Below are 16,924 nucleotides of genomic sequence, written 5' to 3' on the forward strand. Positions count from 1 at the left end.
ATGGTCATTCACCTATTATCTTATATAGAAATTAAGTTTGTGTCAACTGTTTCTCTTATTCTGCTTGTTGCTTTTGCATTTTTTCTTTTTCTTCATCGACTAATTTCCGTCTTAAGATTTTGCCAACGGCCGTTTTAGGCAGTTCGTCACGGAATTCATACAACTTAGGCACTTTAAACGCGGCTAAGTTTTGACGGCAAAATTGATCTAAGTCATCTTCAGATAAATTAGCGCCTTCTTTCAAGACGATATAAGCTTTCACTGTTTCACCGCGATACGGATCTGGTACACCAGCCACTACAACCTCTTGGATGCTTTCATGTTCATAAAGGATTTCCTCTACTTCACGCGGATAAATGTTGAAACCTCCCGCGATAATCATATCTTTCTTACGATCAACGATATAGAAGAACCCTTCTTCATCCATATAACCCATATCACCTGTAAAAAACCATCCATCTTTCAAGACTTGCTTCGTTTCTTCTGGACGATTCCAGTAGCCTTTCATCACTTGTGGTCCTTTCACACCAATTTCGCCAACTTCACCAACACCTAACTCCTCATGTGTATTCGGATCAAATACTGACGAATCGGTATCTGGCCAAGGCACGCCAATCGTTCCACTCCGTCTATCTTGCCAAACAAAATTAGAATGCGTAACGGGGGACGTTTCTGTCAATCCATATCCTTCAACTAATCGTCCACCTGTTACTGCTTCAAATTTTTCTTGGACTTCTTTCGGCAAAGGAGCAGAACCGCTAATACACGCTTCAATGGACGATAGATCGTATTTATTTAATTTCGGATGATTTAATAACCCGATATAAATAGTCGGGGCTCCTGGAAATAGCGTCGGGCGCTGTGAGTCAATGGCCTTTAATACATTATCCACATCAAATTTAGGAATTAAGACCATTTTTTGCGCTTGCATAATCGACATGTTCATTACTGTTGTCATGCCATAGACGTGGAAAAACGGTAATATGCCTAAAATGGTTTCGTTCCCGAATTCCGTTTTATACAACCAATAGTCACTCATTTGCGTATTGGATACAAGGTTAAAATGAGTTAACATCACACCTTTAGGATAACCTGTTGTCCCTCCAGTATATTGCAGTAATGCTAAATCTTCTTCAGGATCAATATCGTATTCATAGTACTGGCCATCAGCTTCCTCGAGCATTGATGTCCAAACATGTGTCCCACCACCATGCTCTGGTTTCACGACCATCCCATATTCTCGTTTTTGTAACATCGGTTGGATCATATTTTTCGGAAATGGTAAATAATCTTTGATACGAGTAGTCACAACATGTTCTAACTCTGTTTCAGATTTGATAGCGTTTACACGAGGAAGTAAAATATCTAAGCAAACAAGCACTTTAGCACCTGAATCTTTCATTTGGTATGACAGTTCACGTTCAGTATATAACGGGTTCGTTTGAACAACAACACCACCTGCAAGTAATGTTCCGTAATACGCCATAACGGATTGAGGTGTGTTCGGTAGCATAATACCAACACGATCGCCTTTTTCAACACCTAATTGTTGCAAGTAGCTTGCAAACTTCTTCGCCGCCTCATAAACATCTGCAAACGTTAAATCTTTCCCCATAAAATGAACCGCCACTTTATTAGGATAGTTTTCGGCATTTTCAACTAAATAGCTCTGAAGCGTCCGTCTGTCATAATCAATCGTTGGTGGCACTTCTTCTGGGTAATGCTTTAACCAAGGTTTTTTCACTTCAACCCCCATAAGTGAGCTTCCTCCTTTAAACATTTATTTATAACTATTATAAACACAAATTGACACAAAATTAAAACATTATTTATTATTTTGTGAAATTTCTGAATTAAAATCGTGAAAAAAACGGCTATGGTCACCCATAGACCTATAGCCATTTAATACATCTTATTAATTCATGACGACAAATAGAATACCAACAAGTACAAATACGATCGCCACAATCCATAACACTTTTGCTAATGTTTCCATATGTGTAATCCTTTCTGTCAACTGCTAAGACAACTTCAATACTGTCACACCCGTACCACCTTCATTGGCATGGGCAAATTCGCTTCCCTTTATCGACCGGTGTTCCTTCGCGAACTGTTGCACACCTTTCATTAATGCCCCTGTCCCTTTACCATGAATGATCGAGACTTGGTGATAGCCCGCCAATAACGCTTCATCAACATACTTTTCTAATTTTTGAATCGCATCTTCATATCGTTGACCACGTAAATCGAGCTCAGGCTTCACATGCACTTGGTTTCCTTTGACAACAGGTGATGGTTTAGATTTATCAGGTTCTGGTCGTTTTACAAACTCAAGTTGCTCAACCGCTACTTTCATTTTTAAAACGCCGAGTTGGACTTCATATTCTTTGTCGTTCACTTGTTGAACAATGGTCCCTGACTGGTTAAATGTTTTGACAAACACTTCATCTCCCGTTTCAAGTGTTTGTGTTGCTGGTTTTTCAGCTTCATTTAATGGGGTTTGGTCATCTTTTGGTGTCAAACTCGCTTTTTGTTGATCCAATTTCGTTCGTGCTTCGATGAAATGATGATCTTTAACCGAATGGTCATCGCGCAATTGTCTTAAGTCTTCTAAAATTTGGTCAGCTTCTTCACGCGCTTGCTCCAACACTTTTTCAGCTTTTTCTTTCGCTTTTGCTTCATACTGCTCTTTTTTCTTCAAATATTGGTTATATTCATGTTTTAAGCTACGGTAAAATTGTTCAGCTTCTTCTAAGATGTCAGCTGCTTGTTCATAATCCTGTTCTGCTTCATGTCTTGATTGTTCTAAAGACGCAATCATGTTTTCAACTGAGCGCGAGTCATCATTCACCATAGATTGCGCCTTGTGAATAATGTTATCACTTAAACCGAGTCGTTTCGAAATATCAAACGCATTACTTCGTCCAGGCACACCGAGTAATAGTCGATACGTCGGCTGTAACGTTTCAACATCAAACTCCACTGACGCATTGGTCACTTCATCTCGATTATAACCGTATGCTTTTAATTCAGGATAGTGCGTCGTTGCAATGACACGTGCTCGTTGTTCAATGACGTAATCTAAAATCGACATCGCCAAACCAGCCCCTTCTTGAGGATCTGTCCCGGCACCTAATTCGTCAAACAACACTAAACTTCGATCGGTCACTTGATTTAAAATATCGACTATATTCGTCATATGAGAAGAAAACGTACTTAAACTCTGTTCAATCGACTGTTCATCGCCAATATCAGCAAATACATGATCAAATACAGACAACTCACAGCCGTCTAAAGCAGGTATTTGTAAGCCTGTTTGTGCCATAAGCGTGCATAAGCCAACCATTTTTAACGCAACCGTTTTACCACCTGTGTTAGGTCCTGTAATGACGATCGCCGTAAATGAATCGCCAATTTCAATATCGTTACTTACCACTTCATCTTCTTCCAATAAAGGATGACGCGCTTGACGCATACGAATCACGCCGTTTTCGTTTATCGTCGGTTTCGCCGCTTTCATTTGGCGTCCTAATTTCGCTTTAGCAAACATAAAGTCGATTTGCTGCAACGCATTAACGTTTTCTTTTAAAAAACTAGCGTCCGTTTGAATCCGTTCAGACAAGTCTTTTAAAATCCGTTCTATTTCATGCTGTTCTTCTACGCGTGCTTCTTGTAACTTATTATTCATATCGACAACAGATTGCGGTTCAATGAATAATGTTTGACCTGAAGACGACTGATCGTGCACCATACCGCCAAATTGACTGCGATATTCCGCTTTAACTGGTAAAACATATCGATCGTGGCGAATCGTCACAATCGCATCAGATAGCATTTGACTTTTAGATTTCGTTAAACCGTCTAAACGGTCACGAACACGGCTTTCATATGAACGGATTTGACTACGAATCGTCCGTAATTGACTCGACGCCCCATCCATCACATGACCGTAATCGTCAATACAACTTTTAATTGCACGTTCTAATTGATTAAGGTTCGAAATGTGTTCAGCACGGTCATTTAAAATCGGGATGTCGATCTCCTCTTCATCGATGATGTGAGCAACAAACCGTTTCAACTGTTGACCACCATAGATGGTACTAGCGACTTCCAATATTTCATGTGCCGATAACATGCCACCAATTTCAGATCGTTTGATTTGTGGTCGAATATCACGAATGCCACCTAATGGGATATGACCTTTTAACCGAACGACTTGAGCCGCTTCATCAGTCTCGCGTTGCCAGTATTGAATGTTTTCCAAGTCTGTCGACGGCTTCATTTGACGTGCCATCTCTTGACCTAAACTCGTTTCGGCTTGCTGTTGCAACTGCTCGATGACTTTCGGGTATTCTAATTGTTGTAAAATTTTATCGTTCACTTGCCTCACCTTTTTTCTTTGTCAAAAACTGTTGGATGGCCTCAACTGACCACGTGTTAACAACCGTTTCAGGCTCAATCCACCCTTTACGCGCTGCTTGGATGCCTGTTGCCATGTCATTTAACATTTGATAATTGTGCGCATCTGTATTAATCGCGATTTTAGCTCCGCGTTCTTGTGCCACCTTTAACCATGACCACGTTAAGTCTAGTCGGTTCGGGTTCGCGTTCAACTCAATGATAGTATCATGTTCAACTGCTTGCTCAATGAATTGCTCAACATTAACGGGGTAGCCTGATCGTTTACCAATTAATCGACCTGTTGGATGCGCAATCATATCGACGTATGGGTTTTGGATCGCATTAACTAAACGGGTCATGATCGTCTCTTCGTCTTGATTAAAACTAGAATGAATGGATGCAATCACAAAGTCAAGCTCTGCTAACATGTCGTCATCAAAATCTAACGAGCCATCCGGTAAAATATCCATTTCAACGCCAGCAAAAATATGAATGTCATCGTATTTCGCATTCATCTCATCAATCATCGTCCGTTGTTTTCGTAATCGCTCCTCATTCAAACCATTCGCGACTTGTAAATATTTTGAGTGATCGGTAACGGCCATAAAATGATACCCAAATTCACGCGCTTTTACTACCATTTCTTCAAGTGATTGAGCCCCGTCACTCCATGTTGTGTGCATGTGTAAATCGCCTTGAACATCATCGATGGAAATGAGATTTGGCATGGTCATTTCAACTTCTTCGCCCGTTTCACGCAATTCCGGCGGGATGAACGTTAAACCAAGTCGCTCAAAAAACGCTTCTTCGGTCGTAAAAGTTTCCACCTCTCCCGTTTCAACATGCTCAATACCGTATTCACTGATTTTATAACCTTGCTCTTTCGCTAAACGTCTCATTTCAACATTGTGATCTTTAGATCCCGTAAAATGATGCAACGTCGTCACAAACGCATCTGGTTCCACAAGACGAAAATCAACTGACATATCCCATTCACCTGTTACAACAACAGTGACCTTCGTTTCGCCTTTCGCTTCGACTTCTTTGACGCCAGACAGATTGACTAATTGATTTGCCACCGATTCTGCTTGATTTGTAGCAATAATAAAATCTAAATCTTTCACATCTTCTCGCAGTCGTCGGAAACTTCCCGCAATCGCATAGCGCTCAATGTCTTCCAACTGATCCAATTCGGAAACAAGTGCTTCATACGTTGGGATAACACTTGCAATCGGCAAGCGCTCTGGTCGCGTTCCTTGTTCATCTAAAGCTTTAATAATTTTCTCAACCGATTTCTTACCGAAACCACTTAATGCTTCAATGTCGCCATTTTCACTAGCTGCACGCAATGACGCTTCATCTGTTACGCCAAGTTCGTGATACAACCGTGACAGTTTTTTACCGCCTAACCCTTGGACGTTCAACAACGGAATTAATCCTTCTGGGACGTCACGTTTTAATTGATTAAGCGTTTCAGTTTCTTCATTCGCTATAAATTCTTCAATCACAGCTTTAGTCCCTTTGCCGACACCAGAGAGGCTTCCGATATCCTCAATTTCATTTAACGACCGATCATCACGCTCTAACGCTTGGGCTGCTTTGCGATAGGCTGAAATTTTGAAAGCATTTTCCCCTTTTAATTCAAGGTGTACAGCGATTGATTCTAAATGTTTAATGACTTGTTTTTTATCCAATTCGACCCCTACCTTTATGAGCTATTCTCACAAATAAAAGAGGTTGCCATCGTGACGAACCTCTTCTAATCATTATTGTTCAAACCACGCACTTTTAATTGCTTCCGTTAAAATAGGTGTATGCTCAATAATAAAGGATGCAATCGCAGAGTCTTGAACAATATCTTGCACAAAACCAACGGATAATAATGAAATACCAAATAGTAAAATAAAGATTATAATATACATCTCAATAAAGCCTAAAATAGCACCTAATAAGTTATTCACACTATTTAATACTGGCATGTTAGCCACGAAATCAAGCATGTTCGCTAACACTTGCATTAACACTTTCACAATGACAAAAATCGCAATAAACGCCACACCATTATAAAAAGCATCCGCTATATGACTCGTTGATAACACTTCAGCCCAAAAATGGGTGTCGCCAGCCTCCGGATTCGGGATCCACAACTCCAATTGACTCGCTAAGTCTTGATAATAAATTCGTGCCACGATAAACGCGACAATAAACCCAGCTAAATGTAACAGTTGTAAAATAAAACCTCGTTTTAATCCAATTAAAAAACCTAAAATGAATATAATGATTAATATTAAATCGATCATCTTTTGTTGTCCTCATTCCTATCCTTGTTTATAAGCGCATCGTAATCTTGTTTCAATTTTAAGTAGTCATTCATTGTATTAAGAGCAGTTAAAACCGCTAACTGCGTTGTGTCATAGGACGGTTTAGCAAATTGTATTTCGTCCATTTTTTGATCGACTAAACTTGCGACCATTTTAATCTGTTCGGGCGATTCTTCACCGACAACGGTGTATTTTCGGTTATGTATATCGACTGTGATTTTATTCTTCTCATCATCAGACATCCAGGAGGCCTCCTCACTGTTTTTCTAAAACATATCGTAACACGTTTTGACTAAAATAGGAAAGTACTCATGCGTGTGAAACCTTTACAGTCACATGATATACTAAAGCTAATGTGAAATAAAGGAGTAATATGATGGGACAAACTGTTATCAAAGTCGACCGCAAGACATTAGAAGCAATCGATCGCTATTACCAACAATCTAAATCGAATAAACAACCCCCACATACTGTATTTGTCGCCAAACATAACGGATGTACGATTACGGCCTACCAATCTGGTAAAGTCTTATTCCAAGGAAGTGAGCATGCTAGTGAAGCGGCTAAATGGGATGCCAATCCGCAAACAAATAAAAAACAACACAACGTCGAAAGTCATTCAAAGGCTGTGTTAACTAAAGATCATATTGGATCGGATGAAGCGGGCACTGGTGATTATTTCGGGCCGATTACCGTTGCTGCTGTCTATGCTGATGAGCGTCAGCAAGCATTATTACGTGAACTTGGTGTCAAAGATTCGAAATCGATGAACGACAAAACCATCGCCTCGATTGTTCAAGATATTTTAAAAACCGATATTATTTACAGTACCGTGACATTGAATAATGAAAAATATAATCAATTAAAGCAACAAAACTGGTCACAAACACGCATGAAAGCGTGGATGCACCACAATGCGATTGACCATGTGATAAACAAATTAAATGATATGACACCGAGCGGGATTGTGATTGATCAGTTTTGTGAACCAGGTGTTTATTACAACAAAATTAAAGCATCAGATGCGAGGCCCCATAACGATATCACGTTTTTAACAAAAGCGGAAAGTCAATCAACGTGTGTCGCGGCAGCATCTATGTTAGCTCGGTACCGATTCGTCCAAGAAATGGAGCAGCTATCCAAGAAAGTTGGATTTACGTTGCAAAAGGGATCCTCTAACCAAGTCGACCGGCAAATTAAACAATTGATTAACACAAAAGGCGAATCGTTTCTTAACCAAGTCGGAAAAGTCCATTTTGGCAATACACAAAAAGCAAAAAAGCTGAGTCTTGATTCATAAAAGACTCAGCTTTTTCTATTGGTTAACCTCTTAATGTAGCGTCAAATTGTGATTCTAGATGAGTTACGATGGTTGCTCTTGCTTGTTCAATTTCTTCGTCTGTTAATGTTCGTTCTTGGTTTTGGAACATGAGGTTAAAGGCGACTGATTTTTTGCCTGGTTCCATATGTTCACCTTCATATACGTCAAATACTCGAACGCTTCGTAGGTGAGGCTGTCCTTTGTCGACAATCGCCTGTTCCAACTCAGCCGCTGGTACCGTTTGATCAACGACAAACGCTAAATCTTGAGCGATTGCCGGGTATTTCGAGATCGGTTCATATCCTGATTGTGTATTCGTCTCAGCTATTAACGCTTCTAAATTAAGGTCAAAAACGTATGTCGGCTGTAGATCGAATTCTTTTTCAACTGTCGGGTGAACCTGACCAATATAACCGATAACAGTGCCATTCAACTCAACGACAGCTGTACGACCAGGATGTAAGTCGTCAATCTCTGCTTGTTTAAAGCTAACACCGTCAATCGCTAAATAATCGACTAGCCCTTCTAGGACGCCTTTTAGCACGAAGAAATCAACTGGCTTACGTTCACCTTGCCAAGCATGATTTTCCCACATACCCGTTACAGCAGCCGACAAGCGTAATCGTTCAATTGGTTGAGAGCCTGCACCGTTCGTTTGCGTATAAACAGATCCTAATTCATATAAACCGATGTGATATTGATTTCGCGCGATATTATACTGGAGACTTGTAAGTAATTCAGGCACTGCGCTTAAGCGTAAATGACTATGCAAATCACTCATCGGCATCGCTAGTTTAACTGGTGAAACATTTAATTCACGTATATCCGGGCTCATAAAACGGTCTGCTTTAGCTTCAGTCGTAAGCGAATATGTCACCGCTTCATACAACCCACTTGCTTGTAAATAACCGTGAACATCACGTAACAACGTTTGTTGACGTGTTAAACCACCTGGACTCATTTCACCTACTGGTAAAGTATAAGGAATATGGTCATAACCATATAAACGCGCAATTTCTTCAAGCATGTCTTCTTTGATGGTAATGTCTTGTCGTCTAGGTGGCGCTGTTACCGTAATCGCTTCACCGTCAACTTCATAATCGAAACGTAAACGCTCAACAATGTTAATCATTTGCTTTAACGTAATATCAGCACCAATTCGACGAGCCATTTCGGATTGTGTGAATTGAATTCGATGAGGTGTCCAATCTGTTGAACCAGCCTCTACGATATCACCTAAAACGGTGCCATTGCCTAATTGAGCGAGAAGCTGCGCCGCACGACTAGCCGCTTCTTTCACACGTGTAATGTCCAACCCTTTTTCATAACGAACACTCGCTTCACTCCGAATGCCATGATCTTTTGAACTTGTCCGAATCGTTTGTGGGTCGAAATAAGCCGCTTCTAATAAAACAGTCGTCGTATCGTGTTGGACTTCTGATTGTTCGCCACCCATAACACCTGCAATAGCATGAGCTTCCTCACCATTTGTAATAACCAAGTGGTGATCTGATAACGTACGCTCTTCACCATCTAATGTACGAATCGTTTCACCATCTTCAGCTAAACGCGTCACGACGTGTTTAGAGTCAAAACGATCATAATCAAATGCGTGTAACGGTTGACCATATTCTAATAAAATATAGTTCGTCACATCCACGACATTATTAATCGGTCGAATACCAGCACTAATTAATCGATTTTGTAACCATAACGGTGATGTCGTCACTGTTAAACCGTCAATAATCCAAGCGCCGTAATATGGATTGGCTTGTTCATCTTGAATGGTGACATCGATATAGTCACTGGACTGTTTATCTGATGCATTCACTGTTGCATCTGGTAATGTAATTGATTGATCATACATCGCAGCGACTTCATACGCCATGCCTAACATGCTTAAACAGTCTGAACGGTTAGGTGTCACATCAAATTCAATGATCGCATCATCCAAGTTCAATAACGGCGCTGCGAGTTGCCCAACTTCTACGTCTTCCTCGATGACATAAATCCCATCTTTATAGTCATCCGCGATATATTTTTCATCGACACCTAATTCTTGTAATGAACAAATCATACCTTCAGATGCTTCACCACGTAGTTTCGTCTTTTTAATCTTCATACCACCTGGCAACACCGCGCCAGGTTTAGCCACAATGACGTGATGTCCAGCCGCTACGTTATCAGCGCCACAGACAATTTGTGACACGTGATCTTCTCCGACGTCTACTTGACATAAATTTAATTTATCAGCGTTAGGATGTTGCTCACATTGTTGAACGTAACCGACAACAAGCTGGTCGCTTTCGATGACAGGTGGCATTACTTGCTCCACTTCGACCCCTGTTTTCGTAATATCTTCAGCTAGTTGTTCAGTCGAGACGTGATCAACATCAACATATTGTTTTAACCAATTCGTAGACACAAACATATCATTAATCCTCCTTTATACCCGATGGAATTGTTTCAAGAAACGAACGTCATTCGTATAGAAATGACGAATATCTTCAATTCCGTGTTTTAACATGGCAATGCGTTCAGGTCCCATACCAAATGCAAAACCAGAATAACGCTCTGAATCAAATCCAGCCATTTCTAATACATTTGGATGAACGAGGCCTGCACCTAACATTTCAATCCAACCTGTTTGTTTACATACAGAACAACCTTCACCACCGCACATTTTACACGAAATATCCATTTCAACTGACGGTTCAGTAAATGGGAAATAGCTTGGACGAAGACGAATATCACGATCTTCACCGAACAAGTATTTCGCTAGCGCATTCAGCGTCCCTTTCAAATCACTCATACGGATGTTTTCATCAACATAAAGCCCTTCAATTTGCGTAAACTGGTGAGAGTGAGTCGCATCATCTGTGTCGCGACGATACACCTTACCAGGACAAATGATTTTCACAGGTCCGCGTCCTTCATGTTGGTTCATCGTACGTGCTTGGACAGGTGATGTGTGAGTGCGCATTAATAACTCTTCTGTAATATAAAATGAATCTTGCATATCGCGAGCTGGATGCCCTTTTGGTAAGTTTAAGGCTTCAAAGTTGTAATAATCTGTTTCGACTTCTGGTCCTTCAGCCACTTCATATCCCATACTCGTAAATAAATCTTCAATATCACGAATAACGCCCATTAACAAATGGGATCCACCCACTTGCGCTGGCTTACCAGGTAACGTGACGTCAATCGTCTCTTCTTTTAATTGTTGTTCTAGTGCCGCCTCTTCCAATGTTGCTTGCTTCGTATCTAACGCTTCCGTAATCGCATCACGAATGTCGTTAGCTAATTGACCAATGACTGGTCGTTCCTCTTTTGATAACTTACCCATCCCCTTAAGGACTTCCGTTATTTGACCCTTTTTTCCTAAGTACTTAACACGAAGATCTTGCAACGCTTTAGAATCTTTCACTTCGTCAATTTGTTGCAACGCTTCTTCTTTAATTGATTGCAAACGCTCTTTCACAATAATAGCCTCCTTTTCTAAACCAACAGTTCATCACTTCCGCCACCACAATGACAACATAGCGATAAGCGTTCAAACAAAAAAACTCGCCCCTTCTATAACGAAGGGACGAGTTGTGATTCCGTGTTACCACCCTAATTGGCATACATATGTATACCCACTTCATTTGAATAACGAGGATAGCCCCCGGGTCACTTTTACTTGATGAAACAAGGTCCAAGCACCAGCTCCAGAGTGAAATTCGTCTACCCGACTGTTTCGGCAAGCTTTCAGTCTAAGGCTTCCCTCCCTTTTCAAACAGCTGAACGGGTGATTACTCGGCTCTTTCATAGCTTTTCATTATACGTTTCTCCTAAAAGAATATTATAGATAACTTATCGTTAATTATCAAGTCTATTGTTGAAAATGATACAAAACGATGCTCGCAGCAACACCGACATTTAATGACTCACTTTGCTCGGCAATCGGGATGTATAAGGTTTCATCAGCTTGATCAATGACGGTTTTACTCACGCCACTTCCTTCATTACCGACAATAATGGCATATTGATCGCGAGCTGAAACATGAGGCAATGGCTGTGCCCTTTCATCTAAAGCCGTCGCCCATATAGGAATATCGTTTTTCTTTAGCTCCGTTAGCCAGTCCGTTAAATCACCTTGTACAAACGGCACTTGAAAGATTGCCCCTTGCGTCGCTCGAATAACCTTATCATTAAACGGATCGACCGTTCCAGTTCCTAACACAATAAGGTCAATTTGAAAAGCTAACGCACTTCGCATAATTGTCCCTAAGTTACCAGGGTCTTGGATACCATCTAAACATAATACTTTTTGTGTTGTCTGAGCATCAACTTGATAATTCGGTTTCTCTGCAACAGCAATAATGCCTTGATTTGTTTCAGTTTGAGACAACTCGCGGAATACAGCATCAGTCACGTAAAACTGTTTAATATCATCATATTCCTTAGGTAGGGTTGTCGCTTCTTTTACAATTAATTCTTTAATCGACCAATTACTATGAAACACTTCTTCAACTAGATGCCAACCTTCAACTAATAAATAGCCATCTGCGTCCCGATTCTTCCGTTTATGTAACTTCTTCCACTGTTTCACTCGTTCGTTTTGTTTCGATTCAATGATCATATGTTTTAAACTCCTCTACTTAACATAAATTTATCATACATAACTGAATCAATGATGGTCAAACTAATGACATATTAATTTGTGCAGAGGTGGTTAAATGGATTTAAACTTACGACAAGCCGTTAAAAATAATATTGCGGGTCATAACGAAGAACAACTTGAAGCAACTATTGCCGAAGCAATCCAAAGCGGCGAAGAAAAAATGTTACCCGGGTTAGGCGTCTTATTCGAAATGTACTGGCAACAAGCATCTGAAGATGAAAAAGAAACGATGTTATCAACATTAGAAACAGAAGTCGGTAAGTTGTAATCAAAAAAATGAACCTGTCACTTTAATATAAAGCGACAGGTTCTTTAATGATTATGATTCTAGGAACGATTGATCGACTAGTCCGTCTAAGTTCTGTTGTTCGTCTAAAAATCCTAAATCATATGACGAATCAATAAAATCTTGAAGCACTTGCTCATCGACGTCATAAGAGAATTCAATTCGCTCCCACGCGTTATCAATCACGTCTTGCGATAATTCTTGGTCTGTAATGTCTTTAATCTTCTTAATCGCAATCGTTTTCGCTTCTTCAGGATTATTTTGAATAAACTCTGTTGCTTGTTTGTGAGCATCAACGATATTTTGTACTTTTTCAGGCTTGTTATCAACTAATTCTTGCGACGTTACAAACACAGCTGCTGGTAAGGTTTCACCATATGCCACATTAGGTGTATCCACTAATACTTTACCTGTTCCTTCTGCTTCAATAACAGACGCCCACGGTTCTGGAACGGTTCCGACATCCACGCGCCCTGTTTCAAACATGCTTGCATATGTGGCTGGCTTACCCGTTACATGTTTCATTTCACCGCCGACACGATCGGATGTAAGACCGTATTCTTCTTTCATCATCGTTTCAAATTGTACATCATGCGTGCACCCGACGCGTGGTGAAATAAACGATTTTCCAGCTAAATCTTCAGGCGAGTTAATCCCTGCATCTTGTCGTGCCATGATGACCGTACCTCCTTTAGACCCTGCTCCAACAATATTAACATCCGCACCACTTGCGAAATGGTTCATCGCAGGTCCAGGCCCTACCAAGCCACCTTCAATTTCACCTGTTTCGACGGCTGTCATAAACGCCGATCCGTCTGGGAAGTATTTATAGTTCACGTCAGTTCCATCTGGTAACGTTTCTGTATACATGTCTTTTTCTTCAGCGACCATCCCGGCCACGTGGTTAATGTTCGGAAAATAACCAATTGTAATGGTTTCTGAATCATTATTATCAGCTGATGCATTTCCACAAGCAGCCATAATACCGCCCATCAATAATATAAACGCAAAAGTTATTAATCGTTTCATTTGTTCAACAATCCTTTCTCATGTTTTTAATAAGCCCCAACGTTTCATGACGTTTGTCTCGAGTTTAGAGAAAACGAGCATGTCAACGACAGCGCCAATAACCCCAATAATGATAATGATACCGATAACTTGATCCATTCTGGCATAATCTTGTGCGAAGCTAAGTGAATAACCTAAACCAGGACCATTACTTAAAAATTCTCCCGCCATTAATGCTCGCCAACTAAAAGCCCACGCTAATCGGACACCTTGTATAAAATAAGGGACGCTAGCTGGCACTTCTACACGGTAAAACAATTGCAATCCTTTCGTATCCATCGTTCTTGCCGCCCGCACAAATTGTGGCGGTACGTTATGAATCGCTGAGCGAACATTTAACGCCATCACAAACGTGCCACCAACGACAACTACAAAAATAACAGCTGTCTCAGTAAATCCGAACAACAAGATCGCTAACGGAACCCAAACAATACTCGGAATGCTCTGTAAAGCAATCAAATACATTCCAGCTGTTTCATCTGCTTGCTTTGATTTACCGAGAATAACACCTAATAACGTTCCAATCACAATCGACAGTGAAAGTCCAATCAATAAGTGTTTGAAACTAGCCGCTAACGCCCGGAGTAAATCGCCACCGACAAACCCCTCAACTAGCGTTGTCCCAACAGTCACTGGTGACGGAACGATGTAGTTTGGATATAATCCTGCCACGTATATGCCTTGCCAAATGCCTAAAAGCACGATGATGAATAACAATCGTTTAATCGCTATGTTCATAACTCAGCTCTTCCTTTAACACTTTATTAATTTCGCCTTCTAGCAAACCCATCACGTCTTTTTCTAACTGAATGACATCCGCATCATCACGTTCTCGTGGTCGGGGCACGTCAATGTTAAAATCTGCAATAATACGACCTGGACGAGTTCCCATCACTACGACACGATCCGAAAGTTTAATCGCCTCTTGAATACTATGTGTCACGAACAAAATGGTCTTTTGCGTTTCTTGCCAAATCTTCATTAATTCATCGTGCAAAATATGACGTGTCTGCTCATCTAATGCCCCAAACGGTTCATCCATTAACAACACTTTGGGATCCATTGCTAAAGCACGTGCAATGGCCACACGTTGTTGCATACCACCCGACAGTTCATGAGTGTAATGATGTTTAAACCGGCTTAAATGCACCATTTGTAAAAAGGTATTTGCTCTTTCTTTAGCTTCCTGTTTTGAAGTACTATTTTTGAGCGGGAACATGACATTTTCTTCAACATTTAACCAAGGGAATAAAGAAGGCTCTTGGAACACCATGCCACGATCTGGTCCAGGTTGTTTAATGGTACTATCTTCTAATGTGATTGTGCCTTCGCTGATTGACTCTAAACCAGCCACCATTGATAGCAATGTTGATTTACCACAACCAGAAGGGCCTAAGATAGACACAAATTGATTTTGTTCAATTGATAGGTCTATATTCGAAAAAACATGAAACGACCCACTTTGATTATCATGAAATGACTTACCGACGTCATTCACTTCTAAAAACATATCATCACCCATTCCTTATAATCCCTATAAAAATAATAAGGATTATGATTACAGTTATATATTATATAAATACGATGCATTTTGTGTCAATCAATTTTTCAATAAATATGTATAAGACGTCAATTAAACCATAAAAAAACTAACCGAAGTGATAACAAACATCACCTCGGTTAGTATTCATAATCGATTATTCAATTCTGATGAAAATAGTCTGATTTAATGGATTAGCTGAATGTTAATTGTTCAACTGTATCTTGGTCAAGCTTCTTAATCACTTCAACAATTAATTTAACCGCATTTTCGTAATCATCACGATGTAACATCGCTGCATGTGAGTGGATGTAACGTGTTGGAACTGTAATCGATAACGATGGCACACCATTTGCTGTTAAATGGATAGACCCTGAATCTGTTCCGCCACCAGCTAATGAATCATATTGGAACGGAATATCTAACGATTCAGCTGTATCAACGACAAAATCACGTACACCTTTGTGCGAAATCATCGAAGCATCATAAAGAATAATTTGTGGCCCGTCGCCTAATTTCGCAGCCGCTTCTTTGTCTGAAACGCCTGGCATGTCACCTGCAATGCCAACATCAACACCAAAGCCAATATCTGGCTTGATCGCGTGAGCTGACGTACGTGCACCACGAAGACCTGTCTCTTCTTGTACCGTACCAACACCGTACACCTCGTTCGGATGATCTTCACCTTGCAATTGTTTTAAAACATCAATCGCAATCGCGCAACCAATTCGGTTATCCCACGCTTTTGCAAGTAACATCTTCTCGTTATCCATCACTGTGAAATCAAAGTAAGGCACGACAGAATCGCCTGGGCGTACGCCAAATTCCTCCGCTTCTTCTTTACTTGATGCTCCAATGTCAATAAACATGTCTTTAATCTCAACAGGTTTCTTACGTTGGTCAGCTGATAAAATATGCGGTGGTTTTGAGCCAATAACGCCTGTCACATCACCTTGTTTGGTGACGACCGTGACACGTTGAGCCAGCATGACTTGATTCCACCAGCCACCGAGCGTTTGGAAATAAAGAAATCCGTTTTCATCGATACGTGTCACCATGAAACCTACTTCATCTAAGTGACCCGCTACCATGACTTTCGGGCCTCCTGCTTGGCCTACTTTTTTAGCAATTAAACTGCCTAAATGGTCTGTTGTCACCTCATCACTATAAGGTGTTATGTACTGTTTCATGACGTCGCGTGCTTCACGCTCATTACCCGGAACACCTTTTGCATCCGTTAAATCTTTCAACATCTTAAGTTGATCGTCTAATGTCGTCAATGTTGGTCCTCCTCTTTGTACTAATTTTTTGACACCTTTTC

14 protein-coding genes and 1 other annotated feature are annotated in these 16,924 nt (G+C 40.5%); of the genes, 2 read left to right on the forward strand and 12 right to left on the reverse strand.

What is annotated here, in order from left to right; all coding sequences use genetic code 11:
• Positions 1-55: 55 nt before the first annotated feature.
• The 5 genes from ABID56_RS03375 to zapA form a co-directional block, all read right to left on the reverse strand.
• Positions 56-1,756, reverse strand: coding sequence for an AMP-binding protein (locus ABID56_RS03375; RefSeq protein ID WP_354219204.1), 1,701 nt, complete (start codon positions 1,754-1,756; stop codon positions 56-58).
• Between the two features lie 264 nt (positions 1,757-2,020).
• Positions 2,021-4,381 (reverse strand): endonuclease MutS2, encoded by a 2,361-nt coding sequence (locus ABID56_RS03380; RefSeq protein ID WP_354219205.1) that lies wholly within the window; start codon positions 4,379-4,381, stop codon positions 2,021-2,023.
• Positions 4,371-6,095: a DNA polymerase/3'-5' exonuclease PolX gene (polX, locus tag ABID56_RS03385; RefSeq protein WP_354219206.1), complete on the reverse strand. Its 1,725-nt coding sequence runs from the start codon at positions 6,093-6,095 to the stop codon at positions 4,371-4,373. The genes ABID56_RS03380 and polX overlap by 11 nt, the downstream gene beginning before the upstream one ends.
• 72 nt (positions 6,096-6,167) lie before the next feature.
• A complete protein-coding gene (locus tag ABID56_RS03390; protein WP_354219207.1) occupies positions 6,168-6,701 on the reverse strand; it encodes a CvpA family protein in 534 nt (177 codons plus the stop codon).
• Positions 6,698-6,964 (reverse strand): cell division protein ZapA, encoded by a 267-nt coding sequence (zapA, locus tag ABID56_RS03395; protein WP_354219208.1) that lies wholly within the window; start codon positions 6,962-6,964, stop codon positions 6,698-6,700. Before zapA ends, ABID56_RS03390 begins: the two co-directional genes overlap by 4 nt.
• A gap of 134 nt (positions 6,965-7,098) precedes the next feature.
• On the opposite strand from zapA, the gene rnhC reads away from it, so the two are divergent.
• Positions 7,099-8,022, forward strand: coding sequence for a ribonuclease HIII (gene rnhC / locus ABID56_RS03400; RefSeq protein WP_354219209.1), 924 nt, complete (start codon positions 7,099-7,101; stop codon positions 8,020-8,022).
• Positions 8,023-8,044: 22 nt separating this feature from the next.
• Here rnhC and pheT read toward each other — a convergent pair whose 3' ends face one another.
• The 3 genes from pheT to ABID56_RS03415 all read right to left on the reverse strand — a co-directional run bounded on the left by pheT (position 8,045) and on the right by ABID56_RS03415 (position 12,667).
• Positions 8,045-10,474, reverse strand: a complete 2,430-nt coding sequence (gene pheT, locus ABID56_RS03405; RefSeq protein WP_354219210.1) for a phenylalanine--tRNA ligase subunit beta — start codon at positions 10,472-10,474, stop codon at positions 8,045-8,047.
• Positions 10,475-10,489: 15 nt separating this feature from the next.
• Positions 10,490-11,524, reverse strand: coding sequence for a phenylalanine--tRNA ligase subunit alpha (gene pheS / locus ABID56_RS03410; protein WP_354219211.1), 1,035 nt, complete (start codon positions 11,522-11,524; stop codon positions 10,490-10,492).
• A 101-nt stretch (positions 11,525-11,625) separates the two neighbouring features.
• Positions 11,626-11,863, reverse strand: a binding site (T-box leader).
• Between the two features lie 54 nt (positions 11,864-11,917).
• Entirely contained in the window at positions 11,918-12,667 is a 750-nt protein-coding gene (locus ABID56_RS03415) for a TrmH family RNA methyltransferase (protein ID WP_354219212.1), read from the reverse strand.
• Between the two features lie 97 nt (positions 12,668-12,764).
• Between ABID56_RS03415 and sspI the strand changes: the two genes are divergently transcribed.
• Positions 12,765-12,977 carry a small acid-soluble spore protein SspI gene (gene sspI / locus ABID56_RS03420; protein WP_354219213.1) on the forward strand — a complete coding sequence of 71 codons (213 nt, stop codon included), beginning with the start codon at positions 12,765-12,767 and terminating at the stop codon, positions 12,975-12,977.
• A gap of 51 nt (positions 12,978-13,028) precedes the next feature.
• Here sspI and ABID56_RS03425 read toward each other — a convergent pair whose 3' ends face one another.
• The 4 genes from ABID56_RS03425 to ABID56_RS03440 form a co-directional block, all read right to left on the reverse strand.
• A complete protein-coding gene (locus ABID56_RS03425; RefSeq protein WP_354219214.1) occupies positions 13,029-14,024 on the reverse strand; it encodes an ABC transporter substrate-binding protein in 996 nt (331 codons plus the stop codon).
• Positions 14,025-14,042: 18 nt separating this feature from the next.
• Entirely contained in the window at positions 14,043-14,801 is a 759-nt protein-coding gene (locus ABID56_RS03430) for an ABC transporter permease (protein WP_354219215.1), read from the reverse strand.
• Positions 14,785-15,573 (reverse strand): ABC transporter ATP-binding protein, encoded by a 789-nt coding sequence (locus ABID56_RS03435; protein ID WP_354219316.1) that lies wholly within the window; start codon positions 15,571-15,573, stop codon positions 14,785-14,787. Before ABID56_RS03435 ends, ABID56_RS03430 begins: the two co-directional genes overlap by 17 nt.
• Positions 15,574-15,797: 224 nt before the next feature.
• Positions 15,798-16,883 carry a M42 family metallopeptidase gene (locus ABID56_RS03440; RefSeq protein ID WP_354219216.1) on the reverse strand — a complete coding sequence of 362 codons (1,086 nt, stop codon included), beginning with the start codon at positions 16,881-16,883 and terminating at the stop codon, positions 15,798-15,800.
• Positions 16,884-16,924 lie beyond the last annotated feature (41 nt).

The organism is Alkalibacillus flavidus (assembly GCF_040545925.1).
GTDB classification, from domain to species: domain Bacteria; phylum Bacillota; class Bacilli; order Bacillales; family Alkalibacillaceae; genus Alkalibacillus; species Alkalibacillus flavidus.

Bases quoted from the DNA above. Each gene is read 5' to 3' on its own strand.
- ABID56_RS03390 (WP_354219207.1), bottom strand. From the start codon at position 6,701: ATGATCGATTTAATATTAATCATTATATTCATTTTAGGTTTTTTAATT.
- zapA (WP_354219208.1), bottom strand. From the start codon at position 6,964: ATGTCTGATGATGAGAAGAATAAAATCACAGTCGATATACATAACCGA.
- ABID56_RS03435 (WP_354219316.1), bottom strand. From the start codon at position 15,573: ATGTTTTTAGAAGTGAATGACGTCGGTAAGTCATTTCATGATAATCAA.
- sspI (WP_354219213.1), top strand. From the start codon at position 12,765: ATGGATTTAAACTTACGACAAGCCGTTAAAAATAATATTGCGGGTCAT.
- ABID56_RS03415 (WP_354219212.1), bottom strand. From the start codon at position 12,667: ATGATCATTGAATCGAAACAAAACGAACGAGTGAAACAGTGGAAGAAG.
- ABID56_RS03375 (WP_354219204.1), bottom strand. From the start codon at position 1,756: ATGGGGGTTGAAGTGAAAAAACCTTGGTTAAAGCATTACCCAGAAGAA.
- ABID56_RS03430 (WP_354219215.1), bottom strand. From the start codon at position 14,801: ATGAACATAGCGATTAAACGATTGTTATTCATCATCGTGCTTTTAGGC.
- rnhC (WP_354219209.1), top strand. From the start codon at position 7,099: ATGGGACAAACTGTTATCAAAGTCGACCGCAAGACATTAGAAGCAATC.
- ABID56_RS03425 (WP_354219214.1), bottom strand. From the start codon at position 14,024: ATGAAACGATTAATAACTTTTGCGTTTATATTATTGATGGGCGGTATT.
- pheT (WP_354219210.1), bottom strand. From the start codon at position 10,474: ATGTTTGTGTCTACGAATTGGTTAAAACAATATGTTGATGTTGATCAC.